Annotated in this window: 21 protein-coding genes and 1 tRNA gene; 11 read left to right on the top strand and 11 right to left on the bottom strand. The window is 66.8% G+C overall.

What is annotated here, in order from left to right:
- Positions 1-166: 166 nt before the first annotated feature.
- The gene (locus tag TS85_RS08935; RefSeq protein WP_077228533.1) at positions 167-580 is read right to left on the bottom strand and encodes a putative quinol monooxygenase; all 414 of its coding nucleotides are present in this window, start codon (positions 578-580) and stop codon (positions 167-169) included.
- Complete coding sequence (locus tag TS85_RS08940; RefSeq protein WP_044331714.1) at positions 577-1,494, bottom strand: class I fructose-bisphosphate aldolase; 918 nt, start codon at positions 1,492-1,494, stop codon at positions 577-579. The genes TS85_RS08935 and TS85_RS08940 overlap by 4 nt, the downstream gene beginning before the upstream one ends.
- 155 nt (positions 1,495-1,649) lie before the next feature.
- Here TS85_RS08940 and TS85_RS08945 point away from each other — a divergent pair, with 155 nt between their 5' ends.
- Positions 1,650-2,171, top strand: coding sequence for a TlpA family protein disulfide reductase (locus tag TS85_RS08945; RefSeq protein WP_044331715.1), 522 nt, complete (start codon positions 1,650-1,652; stop codon positions 2,169-2,171).
- 36 nt (positions 2,172-2,207) lie between these two features.
- On the opposite strand, the gene TS85_RS08950 is transcribed toward TS85_RS08945, so the two are convergent.
- From TS85_RS08950 to tkt, 4 genes are all read right to left on the bottom strand, one after another.
- Positions 2,208-3,980: a methyl-accepting chemotaxis protein gene (locus TS85_RS08950; protein ID WP_227698730.1), complete on the bottom strand. Its 1,773-nt coding sequence runs from the start codon at positions 3,978-3,980 to the stop codon at positions 2,208-2,210.
- 153 nt (positions 3,981-4,133) lie between these two features.
- Positions 4,134-5,324, bottom strand: coding sequence for a phosphoglycerate kinase (locus tag TS85_RS08955; RefSeq protein ID WP_044331716.1), 1,191 nt, complete (start codon positions 5,322-5,324; stop codon positions 4,134-4,136).
- Positions 5,325-5,568: 244 nt separating this feature from the next.
- Positions 5,569-6,576, bottom strand: a complete 1,008-nt coding sequence (gene gap, locus TS85_RS08960) for a type I glyceraldehyde-3-phosphate dehydrogenase (RefSeq protein ID WP_044331717.1) — start codon at positions 6,574-6,576, stop codon at positions 5,569-5,571.
- Between the two features lie 19 nt (positions 6,577-6,595).
- Entirely contained in the window at positions 6,596-8,497 is a 1,902-nt protein-coding gene (gene tkt, locus TS85_RS08965; protein WP_407082122.1) for a transketolase, read from the bottom strand.
- A gap of 204 nt (positions 8,498-8,701) precedes the next feature.
- Here tkt and TS85_RS08970 point away from each other — a divergent pair, with 204 nt between their 5' ends.
- The 4 genes from TS85_RS08970 (at position 8,702) to TS85_RS24570 (ending at position 10,138) form a co-directional block, all read left to right on the top strand.
- On the top strand, positions 8,702-8,893 hold the full coding sequence (locus TS85_RS08970) for a hypothetical protein (RefSeq protein WP_044331719.1): 192 nt from the start codon (positions 8,702-8,704) through the stop codon (positions 8,891-8,893).
- The gene (locus TS85_RS08975) at positions 8,893-9,195 is read left to right on the top strand and encodes a cell division protein ZapA (protein ID WP_044331720.1); all 303 of its coding nucleotides are present in this window, start codon (positions 8,893-8,895) and stop codon (positions 9,193-9,195) included. Before TS85_RS08970 ends, TS85_RS08975 begins: the two co-directional genes overlap by 1 nt.
- A 182-nt stretch (positions 9,196-9,377) precedes the next feature.
- Positions 9,378-9,932 carry a 5-formyltetrahydrofolate cyclo-ligase gene (locus TS85_RS08980; protein WP_044331721.1) on the top strand — a complete coding sequence of 185 codons (555 nt, stop codon included), beginning with the start codon at positions 9,378-9,380 and terminating at the stop codon, positions 9,930-9,932.
- Positions 9,929-10,138 (top strand): DUF2842 domain-containing protein, encoded by a 210-nt coding sequence (locus tag TS85_RS24570; protein ID WP_227698731.1) that lies wholly within the window; start codon positions 9,929-9,931, stop codon positions 10,136-10,138. Before TS85_RS08980 ends, TS85_RS24570 begins: the two co-directional genes overlap by 4 nt.
- Positions 10,139-10,273: 135 nt before the next feature.
- Here TS85_RS24570 and TS85_RS08990 read toward each other — a convergent pair.
- Positions 10,274-10,350 (bottom strand) — tRNA-Asp (locus TS85_RS08990).
- Positions 10,351-10,395: 45 nt separating this feature from the next.
- A complete protein-coding gene (locus tag TS85_RS08995) occupies positions 10,396-11,583 on the bottom strand; it encodes an AI-2E family transporter (protein ID WP_044336088.1) in 1,188 nt (395 codons plus the stop codon).
- A 227-nt stretch (positions 11,584-11,810) separates the two neighbouring features.
- Here TS85_RS08995 and TS85_RS09000 point away from each other — a divergent pair, with 227 nt between their 5' ends.
- Positions 11,811-12,164, top strand: a complete 354-nt coding sequence (locus tag TS85_RS09000; RefSeq protein ID WP_044331722.1) for a hypothetical protein — start codon at positions 11,811-11,813, stop codon at positions 12,162-12,164.
- Positions 12,165-12,167: 3 nt separating this feature from the next.
- Here TS85_RS09000 and TS85_RS09005 read toward each other — a convergent pair whose 3' ends face one another.
- Complete coding sequence (locus TS85_RS09005) at positions 12,168-13,871, bottom strand: class I adenylate-forming enzyme family protein (RefSeq protein ID WP_227698794.1); 1,704 nt, start codon at positions 13,869-13,871, stop codon at positions 12,168-12,170.
- A 212-nt stretch (positions 13,872-14,083) separates the two neighbouring features.
- On the opposite strand from TS85_RS09005, the gene TS85_RS09010 reads away from it, so the two are divergent.
- The 5 genes from TS85_RS09010 to TS85_RS09030 all read left to right on the top strand — a co-directional run bounded on the left by TS85_RS09010 (position 14,084) and on the right by TS85_RS09030 (position 20,769).
- Positions 14,084-15,298 (top strand): serine hydrolase domain-containing protein, encoded by a 1,215-nt coding sequence (locus tag TS85_RS09010; protein ID WP_407082115.1) that lies wholly within the window; start codon positions 14,084-14,086, stop codon positions 15,296-15,298.
- Between the two features lie 18 nt (positions 15,299-15,316).
- The gene (locus TS85_RS09015; RefSeq protein ID WP_044331727.1) at positions 15,317-17,344 is read left to right on the top strand and encodes a 3-hydroxyacyl-CoA dehydrogenase NAD-binding domain-containing protein; all 2,028 of its coding nucleotides are present in this window, start codon (positions 15,317-15,319) and stop codon (positions 17,342-17,344) included.
- Between the two features lie 117 nt (positions 17,345-17,461).
- Positions 17,462-18,646 (top strand): acyl-CoA dehydrogenase family protein, encoded by a 1,185-nt coding sequence (locus TS85_RS09020; protein ID WP_044331728.1) that lies wholly within the window; start codon positions 17,462-17,464, stop codon positions 18,644-18,646.
- Between the two features lie 138 nt (positions 18,647-18,784).
- Positions 18,785-19,894 (top strand): acyl-CoA dehydrogenase family protein, encoded by a 1,110-nt coding sequence (locus TS85_RS09025; RefSeq protein ID WP_044336089.1) that lies wholly within the window; start codon positions 18,785-18,787, stop codon positions 19,892-19,894.
- Positions 19,894-20,769 (top strand): acyl-CoA thioesterase, encoded by an 876-nt coding sequence (locus TS85_RS09030; RefSeq protein WP_044331730.1) that lies wholly within the window; start codon positions 19,894-19,896, stop codon positions 20,767-20,769. Before TS85_RS09025 ends, TS85_RS09030 begins: the two co-directional genes overlap by 1 nt.
- Here TS85_RS09030 and TS85_RS09035 read toward each other — a convergent pair.
- Positions 20,766-21,491 (bottom strand): hypothetical protein, encoded by a 726-nt coding sequence (locus TS85_RS09035; protein ID WP_044336090.1) that lies wholly within the window; start codon positions 21,489-21,491, stop codon positions 20,766-20,768. The two genes, TS85_RS09030 and TS85_RS09035, sit on opposite strands and share 4 nt — an antisense overlap.
- Before the next feature lie 50 nt (positions 21,492-21,541).
- Positions 21,542-22,333: an SDR family NAD(P)-dependent oxidoreductase gene (locus tag TS85_RS09040; RefSeq protein ID WP_044331732.1), complete on the bottom strand. Its 792-nt coding sequence runs from the start codon at positions 22,331-22,333 to the stop codon at positions 21,542-21,544.
- Positions 22,334-22,566 lie beyond the last annotated feature (233 nt).

Below are 22,566 nucleotides of genomic sequence, written 5' to 3' on the forward strand. Positions count from 1 at the left end.
ACAGGCGTTTGCGAAGGTTTGGGAAGACCTTCCTGACGTCGCCGGACGCGTAACCAAGGGCAGAAGGAATGCCTAGGAGCCCTTAGCATCTGGCAGAATTCCAGCCTCATCGTGGGAAGCACCGCATTGCGCAAGGCTCCGGCGAGCCAGCCTGATCAGGCGCCTATCATGCGCCGAGCCTCGTGCGATCACCGACGAAGCTCGCGCCCGCCACGGGCCGGGTCTCGGCGCTGAGTTCGAACCCGGCGATCATCGGGCGGCCCTTGGCGATCGCCGCGCGCACCGCGGGCAGCGCGAGCGACGCGGCGTGGCTTGCCTGAGTGTCCCAGATTTCGGTGATCCAGATCGCGTCGGCATCCTTGGCATCCTCGGCGATCAGATAGGCCAGGCACCCCGGCATCGCGCCAGTGCCCTCGCCCAGTATTGCGATCAGCTCGGCGCGCTTTCCCGGCTGCGCCTTGATCTTGCCGATCATCCCGAAGGACGCAGCCGCATCGTCCCCTGCCGAGCGCGTGGCAAAAGCCGGGCCGCCCAGCATCGCGAGCGCAAGACCCGCGAGTGCCGGGCGGCGCGCGATCATGCTTCTTCGCCCTTGTAGATGGCGACGATCTTGTCGAGCATCGCGAGCGCTTCGGCGCGGGGACGCTGGAAGGTGTTGCGGCCGATGATCGAGCCGTTGCCGCCGCCGTCGCGGATGTCGCGCGCGTCCTGATAGACCGCGTCCGCCCCCTTGGCCGCGCCGCCCGAGAACACCACGATGCGGCGCCCGTTGAAGCAGCTCTTCACGACGTGCCCGACTCGCGTCGACTGCGCCGACCAATCGGTGCCCTCATAGGCCTTTACTGCGTCCTTCTGCTCGATATGCGCGGTCGGGAGCTTCACCTTGATGATGTGCGCGCCGAGCAGCGCCGCCATGTGCGCGGCATAGGCACCAACGTCGAGCGCCAGTTCGCCTTCCTTGGTCAGCAACCCGCCGCGCGGATAGGACCAGAGCACAGTCGCGATGCCGACGGCCTTGGCCTCGGCGGACAGTTCCTTGATCTCCTCCATCATGTCGAACACGTCATCGGCGCCCGGATAGATGGTGAAGCCGATCGCCGAGCAGCCGAGCCGCAGCGCGTCGTCGACGCCGCCGGTCACGGCCTGGTTGATGCCGGTCGCCCAGCTGTTCGAGCTGTTGACCTTCAGGATCGTCGGAATCTGGCCGGCAAAAGTGTCTGCCCCGGCCTCGATCATGCCCAGCGGCGCGGCATAGGCGCTGAGCCCCGCGTCGATCGCGAGCTGATAGTGATAATGGGGATCATACGCATCGGGATTGACTGCGAAGCTGCGCGCCGGGCCATGTTCGAAGCCCTGGTCGACCGGCAGGATCACGAGCTTGCCGGTGCCGCCCAGGCGGCCCTGCATCAGGATACGGGCAAGATTGGCCTTCACGCCCGGGTTATCGGACTCATAGTTCGCAAGAATAGCCTTGACGGCGGGCGTGATGCTCATGGTGTCCCCTGATTCGATGGCTGCTTCGAGGCCTCTACCGCAGCGCGGCAAGGGTAGAAACCGCTGACAACGCTTACCGGGTGCAAAGCTGCTTCTGCTTGCGCTTGACCCCGGAACGTCATTGGCACACCCTCGGTGCAGGGGGGAATATTTGCATGGCCAGCAGGATCGCGCGAATTATCCGCATCGCGTTACTCGCGCTCTTGCCGATGGTCCTTCTCGGCGCGGCTCCCGGCAAGAAGCCTGTTATCGGGCAACCCGCGCCACCCGCCGAACTGACGCTGCTGGACGGAACCAAAATCTCGCTCGATCAGCTTCGCGGCGAAGTCGTGGTGCTCAATTTCTGGGCGACCTGGTGCGGGCCCTGCCGCACCGAAATGCCGCTGCTCGACACCTATTACCGCATCCAGAAGCGCGCGGGTCTTCGCGTATTCGCCATAGCCACCGAAGATTCGGTGCCGATCTCCAAGCTCAGGCCGTTTCTGGACAAGCTGGCGATCGACTCGGCGCGGCGGATCAAAGGCCCCTATGGTCCGATCGAGCGCGCCGTTCCCACGTCGTTCATCATCGATCGGGCAGGAACGCTGCGCTATGCCAAGGCGAGCGCGCTCGACCTTGACGACCTGAACCGCGAGCTTGTTCCGCTGTTGCGCGAGCCGAGGCCGACGCTGCCCTAACGCGGCAACGCCTGCGCTTTCTCGACAGGGATGGGCTCAGTGCAACGTCACGCCGGCGCTCTGCCGCGCCGGCACGCCGCCCACGCTACCCTCCAGCCGGAACCGCGCGGCTTGACCGGCCAGCACCTCCACTTCGGTATTGAGCGCGCGCGCGGCGGCCGACGTCTCCTCGACCATCGCGGCATTCTGCTGGGTCGCCTGGTCCATCACGCCGATTGCCTGGCTCACCTGGCTGACTGCCATCGCCTGCGCGCCATTTTCCTGGGCAATATCGCCGATCAGGCCATGAACCTGCTCCACCCCGCCGCGGATCGAGGCGAGAGCGCCGTCCACCTTCTGCACGGCGCCTACCGCGACGCTGATGTCGGCCTGCGTTGCGCTCAACTGGTCACGCGCGCGCTTCGCCTCTTCCTCGGCGCGCATCGCCAGCGCGGAGACGAGGTCGGCGACGACGGCGAAGCCCCGCCCCGCCTCACCGGCGCGCCCTGCCTCGACCGCCGCGTTCATTGCCAGCACGCGCGTCTGGAACGCGATCTTGTCGAGCCCCTCGATGACGCCGTCGATGCCCTTGGCGCTTTCCGCGACCCGGCACATGGCCTGGACCGCGTCGTCGGTGATCGTACGCCCGTCCCGCACGACTTCGATCGCGTCGTCGGCGCTGCCCGAAGTGGTGACGGCGGTCTGCGCGGTGGCGCGGACCCTTTGGTCGATCTGCGTGATGGCCGCGGTCGTTTCCTCGAGACTGGCGGCGTTGCTCTGCGTGCGTAGCGCAAGCGTTTCGGATGCGGAGGCGATCTCTGCCGATCCGCTGCGAATCGTTTCCGCGCTGTCGCGCACGGCGCCGATGAGCATGCGGAGCCGGTCGATCGCGTCGTTGAAGTTCTGGCGGATGCGCGCATAGCTTCCGGGAAAGTCCGGCCCGATTTCGGTGGTGAGGTCGCCTTCGGCCAGCGCGCCCAATCCCGCGGCAAGCGTATCCACAACCTGCGCCTGTTCGGCATCGGACTGCGCCTTGGCGCGATCGGCGGCCTCCTTGGCGACGGCGGTATCGCGAAACACGATCACCGCCCGCGCCATATCGCCGATTTCGTCCCCGCGCTCGGCATCGGGCACCTCGATCCGGTTCTCCCCGCTCGCCAGCCGCCGCATCAGCGCAGTAATCGCGACGATCGGGCGCGCCAGCAACTGCCGCAACGCCGCCCAGAGCAGCAGCGAGACGATTGCGATCACGACGCCGCCCGCCACCACCGCAAACTCCTGCTCGTGCGCGGCCAAATCGATCGCCTCGAGGTTTCGTTCGACTTGCTCATGCTTGCTGATCCGAAGCTGCTCGGCGCCTTCCTGCAGGAGGAGGAGGTCATCGCCCGCATTGGTCGACTCGGCGAGCGCGCGGGCGCGCTCGCGATCGTTGGCGGACATGCCGGCAAGGACCGGATCGACCGTGCGCCGGCGCCAGTCGCGGAAGCGCACCAGCGTCGACTCCAGTTCGGCCTTGTCCTCCGGCGAGTCGAGCATTGGGCGCAATTTGGCCACGGCGGCATCGAACCGGTCGATATTGCGCGTGAAGGCCGCCATATCGGTGGGCGCATCGCTGACCGTCTGCCCGCGCACTGCCGCGACTGCTGCGAGCAGTGCATTCTCAAGCTCGGCAGCCAGCGCCTGCTCGGTATCCGCGATTTCGTTGATTTCACTCATTCGCGAAACCTCGACGGACTCGTAATAGACGAAGCCCATCGTCAGCGTCGCCACCAGCATCACGATCCCGAAAGACCCCGCGAGCTTTCGAGAGATCGTTATCGACTTGAGCATGGTGCGCGGGTGCTCCTGAACAGGTAGGCACCGTTCCGGGCGCTACCTGTTCTTTATAGAGCCACTACGGGCGGACCATGCATGCGGGTGTGCGGTTTTTCGGAACAGAGGCAAGCATTAACGACGATCACGGCGCCCCTGCGGCACGAGCAATCAGCGGGTCAGCGCGGCGACCCCCGGCAGTTCCTTGCCTTCCATCCACTCCAGGAAGGCGCCGCCCGCGGTCGAGACGAAGCTGAAGTCGTCCGCCACGCCCGCCTGATTGAGCGCGGCCACCGTGTCACCGCCGCCGGCGACCGACACGAGCGAGCCTTCCTTGGTCAGCGCCGCCGCGGTGCGCGCCAGCGATACCGTCGCCACGTCGAACGGCGGAGTCTCGAACGCGCCCATCGGCCCGTTCCAGACCAGCGTGCGGCACGTCTTGAGCACATCGGCCAGCGCCTCGGTCGCGGCGGGGCCGACGTCGAGGATCATTTCGTCCGCCGCGACTTCGTGGACGTTGACAGTGCGGGTGTCCGTGTTCGGCTTGAATTCCTTCGCGACCACCACGTCATAGGGCAGATGGACGGTGCAGTTGGCGCGATCGGCGGCGTCGAGGATTTCCTCGGCGGTGCCGGTCAGGTCATGCTCGCACAGCGACTTGCCGACATCGACTCCGCGCGCGGCGAGGAAGGTGTTGGCCATGCCGCCGCCGATGATCAGGTGATCGACCTTCTCGACCAGGTGGCGCAGCACGTCGAGCTTCGACGACACCTTTGCGCCGCCGACCACGGCAGCCACCGGATGCTCGGGATTGCCCAGCGCCTTGTCGAGCGCGTCGAGCTCCGCCTCCATCTGCCGCCCGGCAAAGGCGGGGAGCCGGTGGGCCAGCCCCTCGGTGCTGGCATGGGCGCGGTGCGCCGCCGAGAAGGCGTCGTTGACGTAGAGATCGCCGAGCGACGCGAAGCGCTCGATCGTCTCGGGCGCGTTCTTTTCCTCGCCCGGATCGAAGCGGGTATTCTCCAGGATGCCGATTTCGCCGTTCGCCATCTGGGCAATGGCATCAACGGCCTGGCTATCGTCGATGAAACGCACGGGGCGACCGATCACCAGTTCGAACGGCTTGGTAACGAGCGCGAGGCTCATTTCGGGGTTACGCTGCCCCTTGGGGCGCCCGAAATGCGCGAGGATGACAACCTTGGCGCCGCGATCGGACAGCTCAGCGACGGTGTCCACGGCGGCGCGCAGCCGGGTGTCGTCGGTGACGGCGCCATCGGCCATCGGCACGTTGAGGTCCTCGCGGACCAGCACGCGCTTGCCCGCGATATCGCCCATGTCGTCGAGTGTCTTGAAATTGCGCGCCATCCGGTCCTCGCTCGAAAATATGTCCGTCGCTAGCGACGTGCGCTCCCCTCCCGCTTGCGGGAGGGGTCGGGGGAGGGCCTGCTCGTGCGCAAAAACGCACCGCGGCCAACTCCCCTCCCAGTATCAGGTCGGCCATGCCCCCGGCATGGCCTGAACAGCGCGGGGCGCTGTTCACCTGCTACTCCCCTCCCGCAAGCGGGAGGGGAATTTAGCTGGGCTCCTGCTTTCGCAGGAGCACAACAGATCAGCCGAACTTCGCCATCACGCCGGCGGTGTCGACCATGCGGTTCGAGAAGCCCCATTCATTGTCGTACCAGCTCACGACGCGCACCAGCTTGCCGTCGAGCACTGCCGTCTCCAGGCTGTCGACGGTCGACGAGGCCGGGGTATGGACGATGTCGATCGAGACCAGCGGCTCGTCCGAATAATAGAGCACGCCCTTGAGCGGGCCTTCTTCCGACGCGGCCTTGAGGATCGCATTCACTTCGTCGCGCGTCGTGTCGCGCTTCGGGGTGAAGGTCAGGTCGACCAGGCTGCCGTCGGGCACGGGGACGCGGATCGCCGAGCCGTCGAGCTTGCCCTTCAGTTCGGGAAGCACCTCGCCCACGGCGCGCGCGGCGCCGGTGGTGGTGGGGATGATCGACATCGCGGCGGCGCGGGCGCGGCGCAGATCCGGGTGGATCTGGTCGAGGATCTTCTGGTCGTTGGTATAGGCGTGGACCGTGGTCATCAGCCCGCGTTCGATCCCGATCGAATCGTTCAGCACCTTGGCGACCGGCGCCAGGCAGTTGGTGGTGCACGATGCGTTCGAAACGATCGTGTGCCCGGCTTCCAGCTTGTCGTGGTTGACGCCGTACACGACGGTCAGGTCGACATTCTTGCCCGGCGCCGAGATCAGCACCTTCTTCGCGCCGGCATCGATATGCTTTTGCGCGCTGGCGCGGTCGGTGAAGAAGCCGGTGCATTCGAGCACCAATTCCACGCCGTTCTCGGCATGCGGCAGGTTCGCCGGATCACGCTCAGCGGTCACTTTGATGCGCTTGCCGTCGATGACGAGGTCATTGCCCTCGGCAGTGACGGTGCCGGGATATTTGCCGTGGACGCTGTCGCGCGAAAAGAGCCAGGCGTTGGACTTGGCGTCGGCGAGATCGTTGATCGTCACCAGTTCGAGCCCGCTGTCCGGACGCTCGAGAATCGCGCGCGCCACCAGACGACCGATGCGCCCGAATCCGTTGATCGCAACCTTCGTCATATGCCTGGTTCTCCTGTCGTTACTTGAGCTTTTCAAGGATTTGCGGGGCAATCGCCGCAGCGGTCAGCCCGAACTGATCGTACAGCCCCAGATAGGGGCCCGACGCGCCGAATACATCGACGCCGAAGTTCAATCCGTCGCCGGTATAGCGCTCCCAGCCGGTCGTCACGCCCGCCTCGATCGAGACGCGCAGCGCATCCTTGGGCAGCAGCTCGGCCTTGTACGCGGCAGGCTGCGCATCGAAGCGCGACCAGCACGGCATCGACACGACATCGGCGCCGATCCCCTGTTCCTCGAGCGCGGCGCGGACCGCGACGGCGACTTCGACTTCGGAGCCGCTGGCGAGCAGCACGACCTTGCGCGGCGCCTCTGCCGAGGCGAGGCGATAGCCGCCCTTGGCCGCGCCACCGGGGCTGAGCTGCGGCAGGTTCTGGCGCGAGAGCGCGAGCAGCGCCGGGCCGTCCTTGCGCGCGACGGCAGCGCCCCAGGCCTCGGCGGTCTCTACCGCGTCGCACGGGCGCCAGACTTCGAGATTGGGGATCAGCCGCAGCGACATGACATGCTCGATCGGCTGGTGCGTCGGGCCGTCCTCGCCCAGCCCGATCGAATCATGCGTCATCACATAGACGACGCGCGCGCGCTGGAGCGCCGAGAGACGAATTGCTGGCCGCGCATAGTCGGAAAAGACCAGGAAGGTGCCGCCATAGGGCAGCACGCCGCCGTGCAGCGCCATGCCGTTCATCGCCGCCGCCATGCCGAATTCGCGGATGCCGTAGCGGATATAGCGGCCACCGTAATTGTCGGCGGTCAGGTCTTCCAGACCTTTGGTCAGCGTGTTGTTCGAGGGCGTGAGGTCGGCGGAACCGCCCACCGTCTCGGGCAGGCCGGCGTTGATCGCGACCAGCGCCATTTCGGAGGCCTTGCGCGTCGCGACCTTTTGCGGCGCGGCAAGCAGATCGGCGATGTGTGCGTCGAGCGAGAAGCCCTCGGGCAGGTCGCCCGCCATGCGGCGTGCCAGCTCGGCGCCCTGCGGCGCGGCGGCGAGCCGTTCCTTCCACGCAGCGTGCGGGGCGGCGCCGCGCGTACCGGCCTTCAGCCATGCCTCGCGAATGCCCTCGGGCACTTCGAACGGGGGATAGTGCCAACCCAGCGTCTCGCGCGCGGCGGCGACTTCGGCGGCGCCCAGCGGCGAGCCGTGGGTCTTGGACGTGCCCTGAAAATTGGGTGCGCCCTTGCCGATGATCGTGCGGCAGCGGACCAGTGAGGGGCGCTCGTCGGCAATCGCGGCATCGAGCGCGGCAGCGATGCTGGCGGGATCATGCCCGTCGCATTCGACGACATGCCAGCCGGTCGCGGCATAGCGCGCGGGGATGTCCTCGCTCGACGACAGCGACACCGCGCCGTCGATCGTGATCCTGTTGTCATCCCACAGCACGACCAGCCGCCCGAGCTTTAGATGCCCGGCGATCCCGATCGCCTCATGGTTGATGCCCTCCATCAGGCAGCCGTCGCCGGCAATGGCCCAGGTGCGGTGATCGACCAGCGCGTCGCCGAATTCGGCGTTCAGGTGACGCTCGGCAAGCGCCATGCCCACCGCCATCGCAACGCCCTGCCCCAGCGGGCCAGTGGTCGCCTCGACTCCGGGGAGCTCGAAATTCTCGGGGTGGCCGGCGCAGGGGCTGCCGACCTGGCGAAACGCCTTGATGTCGTCGAGCGTCGGACGGGCATAGCCGGTAAGGTGGAGCAGGCCATAGAGCAGCATCGAGCCATGGCCGGCGGACAGGACGAAACGGTCGCGATCGGCCCAATAGGGTGCCGCGGGGTCGAACTTCAGATAGTCCTGAAAGAGCACCGTCGCGACATCGGCCATGCCCATCGGCATGCCGGGATGGCCCGAATTGGCGGCCTCCACTGCGTCCATGGCCAGCGCGCGGATCGCATTGGCGCAGTCGGTGAAGGTTACGGTCACTGGTAGTCCCCTGTGCGGTGCGGCCTGCCCCTCGGCATGACCGGTTCGTGCGGGCACGCCTTTGGGGCGCATGCGCCCGCACGTCAACCGGCTCACCGCAACCGGCACTGTACGGGGTTGCCGCCCGCTGCATCGAGTCCTATCCGAACTGTCACAATGTCAGACACATCGGCAGACCGTATCGAACGGGCGCTGGCGCGGATCGAAGCCGCGGCGGCGGCGCGTGCCTTCAGCACCGAGCGACTCGCGCGGCGCCATGCCACGCTGCGCGCACGGATCGAGGACGCAGTGACCACTCTGGACGCGCTGATCGCGCGCGAGCGCGCTGCGGCAGAGGAGGAAGATTGATGGCGGAGATCACGCTCACGATCGCCGGCCGCAGCTATTCGATCGCCGCGCGCGAGGGCGACGAGCCGCATCTGCGCCACCTGGAAGCGATGATCGCCCGCCATGCCGAAGCGGCGCACCGCGCGTCGGGCGGGCTCAATGCGGAGCGGACCTTGGTCTATCTGCTGCTGATTCTCGCCGACATGCTGGACGAGAGCGAACGCAATCCGCCTGCCGGGGTTTCCCCGGTGCTGCTCGACCGAATCGCCGATCGTCTCGAAGCCGTCGCCGCAGCCCTTGAGGAAGACGCCGCGAGCGCCTAGATAGGGGGTGGCGGGCACTGCCCGGTACGCGCTCTCAGATATCCCTGAGGCTATTCATCATCCAAGGGAGCTGTCCCTGTGCAGATCTTGGTCTGTCGCACATGGTTCCCACCTGACGTACCGCGCGTCAGAGGATATTCGAGCCAACGGCCATGGCGGTCCCGCCACCCCGCCCCCATCCGATGACCCAGGAAAAGCACGCGCTGCGCGCACGGCTTCGAGCCGACCGCGACAAATTCGCCGCCGAAGCGAGCGCCGCGATCTGCGCGCCCGACGCATTGCTGGCGAAGTTTCATCCCGGACGGGTGGTCACCAGCTACATGCCGGTCGGCAGCGAGGCCGATCCGTCGCTTCTGGCCGCCGCTGCGCTGGAGCGCGGGTGCAGGATCGCGTTGCCGCATGTCGTCGACCGCGCGACGCCGATGCGGTTCCTGGCGTGGCAACCGGGCGATGTGCTGGTGGCCGGCGCCTTCGGATTGCTCCAGCCGGACGCCGCGATGCCCGATTGCATTCCCGACATCATCCTCACCCCATTGCTGGGCTTCGATCGCCGACTCAACCGAATCGGTCAGGGCGCGGGCTTTTACGACCGCGCCTTTGCCCGATTCGAAAACGCGCTGCGCATCGGCGTGGCATGGTCGGTGCAGGAGGCGCCCGCTATCCCCGCCGACATCTGGGACGTGCCGCTGCACGCCGTCATCACCGAAAGGGGCATGATTTGCCACGAGGAACCGTGAACGCATCGTGGCGCAAGCCCGTGGGGATGCTGGCCATCCTGGCGCTGATCCTGGTGTGGGTCGTCATCGTGGCGAGTTTTTCGGCGTGGATCGCCGCGCTGCCCGGCGTGGTCCAGTTGCTGCTGTACGTGGTCCTGGGCGTGGTGTGGATCGCGCCGCTCAAGCCGATGCTACGCTGGATGGAAACGGGCGTCTGGCGCGACTGAGCGCGCCTGTACCGCTATGCCGGGGTGCGCACTAGCGCCCTCGGCCCCATCCCTGTTCATCGCGGAAACCCCGCTTCGGTGGCGTATCGCCACCTTCCTGATCCCACCACGCAACCCCTTCAAAATAGGGGCGCGTGGCGCGAGTGACGGGGCTCGAACCCGCGACCTCCGGCGTGACAGGCCGGCGCTCTAACCAACTGAGCTACACCCGCTTGCTCAAGCGAGGAGGCGGGCACTAGCCGCACGATTCCGGGGTGTCAACCGGATTGATCGCGACTTTCTCGCCGATGCGATCTTGCCTCGCCGGGATCGGCGACGAGGGTGCCGTGTTCGAACAGGAAACCGGCGATGTCGGGCTTGCCGGCAGCGTTCACGACGGTCTGGATGATGATCAGCAGCGGCACGGCCAGCAGCGCCCCCGTGGTGCCCCACACCCATCCCCAGAAGCTGAGCGAGATGAGAATCAGGATCGGGCTGATCGTCAGCCGGTGCCCGACCACCAGCGGCGTCACCACATTCGCCTCGATCAGATGCGCGCCGATCATCAGCGCGGCGGGCACCATCGCCCAGCCGATCTCTGCAAAGCTCATCAGCCCGCCGATCGCGAGCAGGAACGCCGCCAGCACGGGGCCGATATACGGAATGTAGTTGAGCAGCGCGACGATGCCGCCCCACATCAGCGGCGTGGGCATCCCGATCGCGTACAGCGCGCCTGCGACGATCAGGCCCAGCGTCATGTTGATCAGCGTGATCGTGCCCAGATAGGCCGAGGTGTCGTCGACCACGTCCTGGATCACGCGCGCGGTGGCCATCGCGCCGCCGAAGCTGGAGCGCGAGGTGATCGCCCGGCGCCGCAGCCGGGTCCAGCCCGAGAGGAAGAAATAGATGACGAGGATCGCGAAGAACATCTCGATCAGCGCCGATGGCGCCGACGTGGTGAACAGATCGAGCAGCGAGCGCGGCGGCGCCGCAGCGATCGTCGTGGGCTGGCGCACTGGTGCGGAGGCAAAGTTGAGCAGCGTCTTGTCGACGAACTGCTCCAGATTCGCGTAAAATTGAATCAGCGGCTCCAGATTGTGCTGGATCTGCGGCACGCTGTCCGGAAGCCGCTGTACCCATTGCCAGGCCGGGACCACGATCGAGGCGAGCGCGACGTTCGCCGCGACGAGGAACAGCAGTACGCAGATCAGCGCCGCGATCGGCGCCGGCACGCGGTGCCGCTCCAGCCATTCGAGCAACGGCACGAGCGCGATCGCGATCACCAACGCGGCGGTGAGCGGAAGGAAAAACTGCGAGCCCGCCTGTAGCGCGAACGGCACTGCCAGCAGCAGGCCGATACCCGCGATCAGCGTGAACGCCGCCAGCAACCGATCGCGCTTCTGCGATTCCGCGGGCGTCTCGTCTGGATGGGGCGCAAATCCTGCGCCGGACGCGGCAAAGGGCAGCCCACCCTCTTCCGCTGCCCCGCCGCCACTCACTCCCGAATGCTCGCTCACCCGCTGTCCCCTTATGCGCAGACACTAGCGCGCTTCGCGCTCCGTTGTAATACCGAGTGGACCGGTGCCGAGCCGCTTGTCATCACCTGTTGACTAGCATCGCCGGGAGCGCGAATGTTTCGGACACGGACCGCCAACCGGGGCACCAACGCCCGGCACGACAGGAGAATTGCACGATGGATCCAAGCGAACGCGAACTGGCGCTGCGGCGTCACGAGAGCCTGGAATATATCGGCCTCCGCGCCCAGGCGACCGTGGTCGGACTCTCGCAGCTGTGCACCGAGTTGGTAGCCGCGGGCGTGCTCAACGACGCGGCGATCGGGCGGATCAAGAAGGCGATCCAGCAGGACATTTCGGTATCGCGCCCGCGCACGCGCAACTATCTCGAGTTCGAACGGGCGATGCAGGCCCGGCTCGACGCGATCTTCCCCCAGGCGCGCGATCCCGAACGCACCGCGCCGATCGGAACCACCACCGACATGGAAGACCAGATCGGCACCCCGCCCGAGGACATCGACGCGGGTTCCTGACGCTCAGGCGGCGCCGCGTTCCTCAAACAGCGCGCGTAGTTCGGTCTTCAATATCTTGCCGTTGGCGTTGCGGGGAAGCACGGTCGGCGAGAAGTGCACGCGCACCGGCACCTTGAACCCCGCGAGCCGCTCGCGCACCCATGCCTGGATCTCGGCCTCGGTCGCCGCGCTGCCGGGAGCGAGATGGACCACCGCCGCCGGCTCCTCGCCAAGCGTCTTGTGCGGGATGCCGACCAGCGCGGCGTCGGTTACCGCAGGGTGCGCATAGAGGACGTCCTCGACTTCGATCGAATAGATATTCTCGCCGCCGCGGATGATGATATCCTTGGCCCGGTCGACGATATACAGGAAGCCCTCCTCATCGAGCCGCGCCAGGTCGCCGGTGCGCACCCATCCGTCGACGAAGGTTTCCGCCGTCGCTTCGGGCTTGTTCCAATAGCCTTTGACGATCATCGGGCCGCGCGCCCAGAGTTCGCCGACTTCGCCCAGCGGCAGTTCGCGGTCGCCCTCGATGCTCATGATCCTGAGGTCGGCGGTCGCGACCGGCGGGCCGGCGCTGTTCGGCCGGTTGAGATAATCCTCGCCCGAATGGGTGGTCACCGTCGCCGTGGTCTCGGTCATGCCCCAGCCATTGCCGGGCAGCGCGCCGAACTCCTCATAGATGCGGCGAACCAGTTCGGGCGCCGACGGGGCGCCGCCATAGGCGATGGCCTCCAGGCTCGACAGGTCATAGTCCTTGCGCGCGGGGTGTTCGAGCAATTGCCACGCGATCGTCGGCACGCCGCCGGTTCCCTGCACCTTTTCGCGCTCGATCAGCGCCATCGCCTGCTCGACGTCCCATTTGCGCATGAACACCATCGTTGATCCCGATGCGACCACGCCCATCATCGCGGCGCTGCACGCAGTGACATGGAACAGCGGGATGACGAGCAGCATGACCTTCGCATCGGGCACCGCGGGCGGCGTCTCGCCCCGGCGCAGCATCGTCCGGGCGGCGACATAGCCACTCGAGAGGATATTGGTCGCGAAGTTGCGATGCGTGCCCAGCGCGCCCTTTGGGTTGCCGGTGGTACCGCTGGTGTAGAAGATCGTGGCATCATCGTCGGGCGCGATCTCCGCATCGGGGAACGCTGCATCGGGAAGCGACTGCCAACTGCCCGGCGCCCCGATCAGCGCCTCGAGCCGGACGACATCGCCCTCCACCTCGCCCCGGGCGCGGCTGACGACGACTCGCTCCAGCGCGGGCAGCCGGTCGTAACAGCCCTTCAGCCGCTCATGCCGCTCGCCGTCGACGAACAGGATTTTCGCGCCCGAGTCGTTCATCGCATATTCGATCTCGCCGCCGGTCCACCATGCGTTGAGCGGGACCGCGATCGCCCCGATGCCGACGATCGCGAAGAAGATCGCCGGCCATTCGGGCAGGTTGCGCATCGCCATCGCGACGCGATCGCCCTTCCCCACCCCCATCTCCACCAGTTGCGCGGCGATATGCGCGGTCGCGCGGTAATTGGCGTCGAAGGTGACGCGTTCGTCCTCATAGATCGTGAAGACCCGCGGACCATAAGCGCGCACCATCTGGGCAAGGAGCCGGAGCGAGGGTGGCGCGTTCTTCCACACGCGGGTGGATACGCCGCCAATCTCAGCCGTCGCCATCTCGAACTTGGCGCCGGGCGCGGTCAGCAAATCCTGTGTCTGCGCCAGCGTCATGCGGGGCCATTGCGGATCGAGCGGAACGATGGGTTCGGGGGCCAAGCGGGGTCTCTCCATCTTCGTTCTGAATTTTGGGTTTGGCTGGTAATGCCACCTTTGTAGCAACGTTAGTGTTGATTCGCGCGCCACTCAAGGCAATAGGGGAACCGCGCCCGAAAGAAGGCGCCATTATCGGGATTCGAACACAAGGTATGCAAACCGACGTGAGAATGACTCCGCCCGAGTCGCACGGATTCGACGCGGGAAGGCTGGCCCGGATCGACGCGTTCGTGCGCGATCGCTACCTCGATACGGGCAAGCTGCCGCACGCCCAACTGCTGATCGCGCGCGACGGCGATATCGTCCATTTCTCGCACCAGGGCGCGGCGCGCGACAAGGGGGCGCCGGTCGATTCGACCACCTTGTTCCGAATCGCGTCGATGACCAAGCCAATCACCAGCCTCGCGTTCATGATGCTGGTGGAAGAGGCGAAGGTCGGCCTGGATACCCCGGTCCACCACGTCCTGCCGGAGTTCAAGGGTTTGGGCGTCTATGCCGGCGGCGGCAGCGGAGCGCCGTTCGCGACGCGCCCGACCGCCCAGCCGATGCGGATGATCGACCTGCTGCGGCACACCTCGGGGCTTACCTACAGCTTCCAGGAGCGCACGCCGGTCGACGCCGCCTATCGCGAGAGCAGGATCGAGAGCTGGCACGGCAATCTGACGCTCGACGAATTCGTCGCCGAAGTGGCGAAACTGCCGCTGGAATTCTCCCCCGGCGATGAATGGAATTATTCGGTGTCGACCGACGTGCTGGGCGCCGTCGTCCAGCGCGTGTCGGGGATGCCGCTCGAACGCTTCTTCGCCGAACGCATCTTTGCGCCGCTGGGGATGCACGACACCTTCTTCCAGGTGCCCGAGGACAAGATCGATCGCCTGGCCGATTGCTGGGCGCTCGGCCCGGACAAGACGCGCATATTGTATGACCGCGGCGCCGAATCGGCCTGGGCGAAGTTCCCGCGGCTGGTGTCCGGAGGCGGCGGGCTCGTCTCCAGCGCGCTCGACTATCACCGCTTCGCCACCTTCTGCCTGAACGGCGGCACGCTCGGCGGCACGCGGCTGGTCAGCCGCAAGACGATCGCGTTGATGACGATGAACCACCTCCCCGGCGGTTCGGACCTGGCGACGATGTCGCGCGCGTTGTTCAGCGAGACCACCAACGCGGGCACCGGCTTCGGACTCGGCTTCGCGGTCACGCTCGACGTCGCGAAAACCCTTATCCCCGGCTCGGCGGGCGAATATTATTGGGGCGGGATGTTCTCGACCGCCTTCTTCGTCGATCCGGTCGAACGCATCTCGATGGTGTTCATGACCCAATTCTCGCCGTCGATGCTCTACCCCATCCGCCGCGAACTCAAGACGCTGATCTACTCGGCGCTCAACTGATCCCCACAGGAGATACGAATGTCCGTCATCACTACCAGCCGCCAGGGCGACGTCCTGATCCTCACTTCCGACAATCCGCCGGTCAACGCGCTCGGCGCTGCGGTGCGTCAGGGGCTCCAGGCGGGGATCGAAGAGGCTGCGGGCGATGACGCAATCAAGGCGGTGGTGATCGCCTGTGCCGGCAAGACCTTCTTCGCGGGCGCCGACATTACCGAATTCGGCAAGGCGATGCAGGAGCCGTCGCTCCCGACTCTGGTCGACGCGATCGAGGCGCTGGGCAAGCCGGTGGTCGCCGCGATCCACGGCACCGCGCTGGGCGGCGGCTGCGAAGTCGCGCTGGCGTGCCATTACCGGATCGCTGTGCCGTCGGCGAAGATCGGGTTGCCCGAGGTCAAGCTGGGCCTGTTGCCGGGCGCGGGCGGCACCCAGCGGTTGCCGCGCGTCGCGGGTGTCGAGCTTGCGCTGGAAATGGCGGCCAAGGGCGATCCGATCCCGGCGAGCAAGGCGAAGGCCGCAGGGCTGGTCGATCGGCTGGCGAGCGAGGACAGCCTGCTCGCCGACGCGGTGGCCTTTGCCGGCGAGATTGCCGATGCCCGCCCCCTGCCCATCGCCAGCGAGAAGCCGGTCACCGTCGATCCCGCCGTGTTCGACGCCTTCCGCAAGGCCAATGCGAAGCGCTTCCGCGGCTTCGAGGCGCCGGCGGCGATCATCGACCTGATCGAGAAGACCGCAGGCACCCCCTATGCCGAGGGCGTCCAGGCCGAGCGGATGGGCTTTATGAAGCTTATCATGAGCGTCCAGTCGGCGGCACAACGCCACATCTTCTTCGCCGAGCGCAAGGCGTCGAAGATCGACGGCATCGCGGACGACATCGCGCTGCGCGACATCAAGCGCGTCGGCGTGATCGGCGCGGGCACGATGGGCGGCGGGATCAGCATGAACTTCCTGTCGGCGGGCGTTCCCGTGACGATCGTCGAGATGCAGCAGGAAGCGCTGGATCGCGGCACCGCGACGATCCGCAAGAATTACGAAGCGACTGCGGCAAAGGGCCGGATGACCCCCGAGCAGGTCGAACAGGCAATGGGCCTGCTCAGCCCCACGCTCGATTTCGACGCGCTGGGCGAATGCGACCTCATCATCGAGGCGGTGTATGAGAGCATGGACGTCAAGAAGGACGTGTTCGGCCGGCTCGACAAGATCGCCAAGGCCGGCGCGATCCTTGCCTCCAACACCAGCTATCTCAACATCGACGAGATCGCGGCGAGCACTTCGCGCCCGCAGGATGTGGTGGGGCTGCACTTCTTCTCGCCCGCCAACGTCATGAAGCTGCTGGAAATCGTGCGCGGCGCGAAGACCGCCGACGATGTGCTGGCGACCGCGATGGCGGTGTCGAAGAAGATCAAGAAGGTCGCGGTGGTCGCGGGCGTCTGCTACGGCTTTATCGGCAACCGGATGCTGATGCCGCGCCAGATGGAGGCGATGAAGCTGCTGCTCGAGGGCGCGACGCCCGAGCAGATCGACCGCGTCCATGTCGAGTTCGGGATGCCGATGGGGCCGTTCCAGATGTCCGACCTGGCGGGCGTCGACATTGGCTGGCACCGCGACCCGACCCGGATCGAGAACATCCGCGACGCGCTCGCCGCCGAGGGCCGCTGGGGCCAGAAGAAGAGCGCCGGCTTCTATGACTATGACGAGAAGCGGAACCCCTCCCCCAGCCCGCGCGTCGCCGAGATCATCGAAGAGTTCCGCCAGAAGACCGGCACCCCGCAGCACGCGATCACCGACGAGGAGATCGTCGAGCGCACGCTGTACACGATGGTCAACGAAGGCGCGCTGATCCTGGCCGAGGGGATGGCGCAGCGGGCGTCGGACATCGATGTGGTGTGGATCTATGGCTATGGCTGGCCGGTCTATCGCGGCGGGCCGATGTTCTGGGCCGACACCGAGGGCGCGAAGAAGATCGTCGCCGGGCTGGAGAAGCACGGCTTCGACGTCGCCCCACTGCTCCGCGAAAAGGCCGAGAAGGGCGAGCGGTTTAACAAATAACCACTCTCCCTCTCCCCTCAGGGGAGAGGGTCGGGGAGAGGGGAAGTGCGAAACGCCCTCCTCTTGCCCCTCTCCCAACCCTCTCCCCTGAAGGGGAGAGGGCTTTAAGGACAAGAAATGGCAGAGGATCCTGAAACCTTCCGCACCGAAACCCGTAGTTGGCTGGAGGCGAACTGCCCGCCGGCCATGCGCGAGCCGATGCGTAGCGACAAGGACGCCACCTGGGGCGGGCGCAACCCGAGCTTCGCGCATCCGGACCAGAAGGTCTGGATGGACCGAATGGGCGCGCGCGGCTGGACGGTGCCCGACTGGCCGAGGGAGTATGGCGGCGGCGGGCTGAGCGCGGCGGAGACCAAGATCCTGCGCGAGGAAATGGCGCGGCTGCGCTGCCGCAATCCGCTCAACAGCTTCGGCATCTCGATGCTCGGGCCGGCGCTGCTCAAATACGGGACCGAGGCGCAGAAGCTCGAGCACCTCCCCAAAATCGCACGCGGCGAAATCCGCTGGTGCCAGGGCTATTCCGAACCCAATGCCGGATCGGATCTTGCCGGGCTCCAGACCAGCGCCGAAGATATGGGCGACCATTTCCTCGTCAACGGGCAGAAGGTGTGGACCAGCTATGCCGACGAGGCCGACTGGATCTTCTGCCTCGTCCGCACCGACCGGACGACCAAGCAGGGCGGGATCAGCTTCCTGCTGTTCGACATGGCCAGCGAAGGCGTATCGACCAAGCCGATCCTGCTGATCAGCGGCTATTCGCCCTTTTGCGAGACGTTCTTCGACAATGTGAAGGTGCCCAAGGCGAATTTGCTCGGCGACCTCAACAAGGGCTGGGACGTCGCCAAATATCTGCTCGGGCATGAGCGCGAGATGATCTCGGGCATGGGCCTTGGCGGCAGCGGCGGCAATGCGCTGGTCGAGGGAGCGTTGCGGACGATCGGCGCGGACGAGGGCGGGCGGCTGGCAGACCCGCTGCTGCGCGCGCAGATCGCGCTGTTCGAGGTGCGCGCCAGGGCGTTCGCGGCGATGTCCGAACGCTTCATCGACGAGCTGAAGGCCGGTCGCGCCCACCCCGCGCAGCCGAGCATGATGAAATATTATGGCACCGAACTGAACAAGACGCGGCACGAACTGGTGATGGCGGCGGGCGGCAGCGACGCGCTGGAGTGGGAGAGCGAAGCCTCGAACCACGGCGCGACGCCGCGCGCCTGGCTGCGCACCAAGGCCAATTCGATCGAGGGCGGGACGAGCGAGATCCAGCTCAACATCATCGCCAAGCGGATATTGGAATTGCCGTCGTAAAGCCCCGCTCCCTCTCCCGTTGGGAGAGGGAGGGAGCCGCCGCAGGCGGCGGAAGGGTGAGGGCGAGCGCCACGCGCGCCGCTGGCCACCCTCACCCCAACCCTCTCCCAAAGGGAGAGGGAGCTTAGGAAGAGAATGATGCCCCTGTACCTTACCGACGAACAGGCGATGCTGCGCGATACGGCGCGCGATTTCGTCGCCGAGCATGCCCCGGTCAGCCATATGCGGGCGCTGCGCGACGCGGGCGACTCGACCGGGTTCAGCCGCGGCCTGTGGCGGCAGTTCGCCGAGCTGGGGCTGACTGGCATCCTGATCCCCGAGGCACAGGGCGGGCTCGGGCTCGGCCATGTCGAGGCGGGGGTGGTGCTGGAGGAGATCGGGCGCAACCTGTCGCCCTCCCCGTTCCTCGCCACCGCCGTCGGCGCGGTCGAGGCGCTGAAAGGGAGTGCGCACGCCGATCGCTGGTTTCCCGGCATCGTCGCGGGCGAGACCGTCGCGGCGCTGGCGATCGACGAGGGCGCCAAGCACAATGGCCGGATCGCGATGCGCGCCGAGCGTTCGGGCAACGGCTTCCGGTTGAGCGGCACCAAGCAGTTCGTGGCGCATGGCCATGTCGCCGACCTGCTGATCGTCGCGGCGCGGACCGAGGGGGGCACGACGCTGTTCGCGCTGCCCCGCGACACTGCGGGGCTGACGGTGACGCCGGAGCGGCTGGCGGATGCGGGGATCGCGGCGCGGCTGACCTTCGACGGTGTCGAGGTCGATGCCGACGCCGTGATCGGCGAGGTCGACCGGGGCGACGCACCGCTCGCCCGGATGCTCGCCGGGGGGCGCGTCGGCGCTTCGGCGGAGCTGCTGGGCGTCGGTGGCGGGGCGATGGACAGGACGGTCTCCTACCTCAAGGAACGCAAGCAGTTCGGCCAGCCGATCGGCAGCTTCCAGGCACTCCAGCACCGCGCCGCCCACCTTTACAGCGAGATGGAGGTCGCGCGTGCCGCCGTGCTCAAGGCGCAGCAACTGCTCGACGCCGGCGATCCGGGTGCCACCGACGCCGTCTCCGTCGCCAAGGCGATGACCAGCCTCGCCACCACGCTGGCGGTGCAGGAGGGCATCCAGATGCATGGCGGCATCGGGATGACCGACGAATATGACATCGGCTTCTACATGAAGCGCGCCCGGGTCCTGGCCGAGCTGTTCGGCGACGCCAATTTTCATGCCGATGCCCTCGCACGGGCGGCGGGATATTGATGGCCGAGCCGACCCCCGACCAGCTCGTCGCCCAGCTTACCGCGCTGCTCGACATCGAGGAACTCGACACCGACCTGTATCGCGGCCCGCGCCAGCCCGGCGGGGTGGGCCGGGTGTTCGGCGGACAGGTGATCGCCCAGGCGCTCCAGGCGGCGCAGCGATCGACCGATGGGGAGCGGACTGCACATTCGCTCCACGCCTATTTCATGCGGCCGGGCGACGAGAACCACCCGATCCTGTACCGTGTCGTCCGCGATTTCGACGGGCGCAGCTTCGCCAATCGCCGCGTCATCGCGATGCAGAAGGGCCAGCCGATCCTCAACATGACCGCAAGCTTCCAGCGCGCGGCGGAGGGGCTGCACCACCAGGCCGCGATGCCCGACGTGCCGATGCCCGAAGACCTCCGCTCCGAACGCGACCTGCGCGCCGAGATCGAAGACCGGGTGCCCGAGAAATTCCGCCGCTTCTTCCTGCGCGCCCGCCCCATCGAAATCCGCCCCGTATCCCCGCGCAACTGGTTCAACCCCGCGCCGCAGGAGCCCGCCCAGCATAGCTGGTTCCGCGTCGCCGGACCCCTGCCCGACGAACCGGCGCTGCACCGCGCGATGCTGGCCTATGCCAGCGACATGACGCTGCTCAGCACCTGCACGTTGCCGCACGGCGTAAGCTGGCTGACCGGCGGCGTGCAAACCGCCAGCCTGGACCATGCGATCTGGCTGCACGAGCCATTCCGCTTCGACGAATGGCTGCTCTACACCACCGACAGCCCCTGGGCCGGGCATTCGCGCGGCTTCAACCGGGGCCGCATCTATTCCCGCGACGGCCGGCTGGTGGCCAGCGTGGCGCAGGAGGGGCTGATCCGGGAGAAGACCTAATTCTTCGGGCGCACGACCATGTTGTAGGGCACGTACAGGAACACGTCGGTCAGCCCGGCCCGCGACCATTCGACCGGGCGATCCAGCCCCTTGAGTTCGACGCCATAGTCCGGCCCCATCCGCGCGGCGACCGCTTTTGCGTCGGCGGCCAGGATATCGAGTATCTCGCCCCGGAACTTGTCCGGCCCGACGACCGACAGCGTGAGATCGCCGCTCGACCCGCGAATTTCGGCGCGACCCACAGCCGGGACCGCCTTGATAAACCGCGCAATCCGATCGCGCGCCGCAGCCCCGTCCACGCCGGCGCCGAGCTTCACCTTGGCGAGGAACGTCGTGCGATTGGTGTCGGGGCGGCTGTCACTCGTGAAGCCCAGATCGCGATAATTGGCGAGCGTCAGCGCTTCGACCACTTCATCGCCGGTCGCCAGTTGCACCGTGAATTTAGGCGCGATTTCAATGGCGCTCTTCACCATCGCCAATATCTCGCTCCGACGCTTTTCGGCATCGCGCGTGTCGCCTGCGATCGTGACGTACAGGATCGCAAAATCCGCGGCACGCCGCAGCCCGACCACGGGGCGGCTTGCATCGAAACCATCGGTTTCGCGCCGCGCCCCGCTAACGATGATCTCAGCCTCGCTGAAATCCTGTGCCTGCGCGACGACAGGCGCGCCAAGCGTTGCGACGATCAGCGCGACCGGAACCCACCAGGACAATTTTCGCATCGCATCCCCCCATTTTCGTGCAACGTGCAGCAGCACCGCAACCGAGTCCATCAGAACGCCGTCTTCCCGAACATCTGCCGCGTCACCGGGTGGCTCGACGACAGCCCGCCATCGACGGCCCATGCCTGGCCGTTGACATAGCTCGCCTCGTCGCTGGCGAGGAACAGCGCGACGCTGGCGATTTCCTCCGGCACGCCCGCACGGCGCAGCGGGTTGAGCTGGCCGAGCTTGTCCTGCTTGCCGACTTCGCGGGCATAGTCGAACGCGCGCTGGGTCATGCCGGTTTCGATCAGGCCGGGGCAGATCGCGTTGACGCGGACGTTCGACGTGGCGAGTTGCTGGGCGGCGGTCTGCACGAGGTTGATCACTCCCGCCTTGCTCGCCGAATAGGCCGGGCCGCCCGCGCCGGAGCGGAGCCCGGCGACGCTGGCGGTACACAGGATCGCGCCGCCGCCGCGCTCGACGATGCGCGGGGCGGCGTGCTTGATCGCGAGGAACGGGCCGATCAGGTTCACGCGCAGCACTTCGGTCCACAATTCGACCGAGGAATCGAAGATGCCGTCGGCGCCGCCCGAGATTCCGGCATTGGCGTGGAACACGTCGAGCCCGCCGAAATGGTCGCACGCCGCCGCGACCAGCCGCTGGATATCGCCCTCGTCGCCCGCGTCGATGCGCAGCGCAATCGCGTTGTCGAGCCCGGCGACGGTTTCTTCCACGGCGTCGCTCAGATCGGCGGCGACGACCTGCCCGCCCTCCGCCGCAAAGGCGCGCGCGGTGGCGCGGCCGATTCCCGAGCCCGCGCCGGTGACGATGATCGTTTTGCCTGCGAACCGCACCTGCATTCTCCCTTGCTGTCGGACACCCCTTTCGCACCCGCCGCGCGCCGGCGAAGTTTACGAAGTTTAGGGTTCCGCAGGCGTTCGGACCGCCGCGCCGGACCACCCGAAGTTTACGAAGTCTAGGCTTCTCACGCGCGCGCGGCGGCGCTGCCGCACGCTGACGATAAGCGTGTCACGAGTCGAGGTGCAGCGATCTGGCATCAATAGAACAAAAGCAGACCAAATCCTATTTTGCA

It is taken from the genome of Sphingomonas hengshuiensis, from assembly GCF_000935025.1.
GTDB lineage: Bacteria > Pseudomonadota > Alphaproteobacteria > Sphingomonadales > Sphingomonadaceae > Sphingomonas > Sphingomonas hengshuiensis.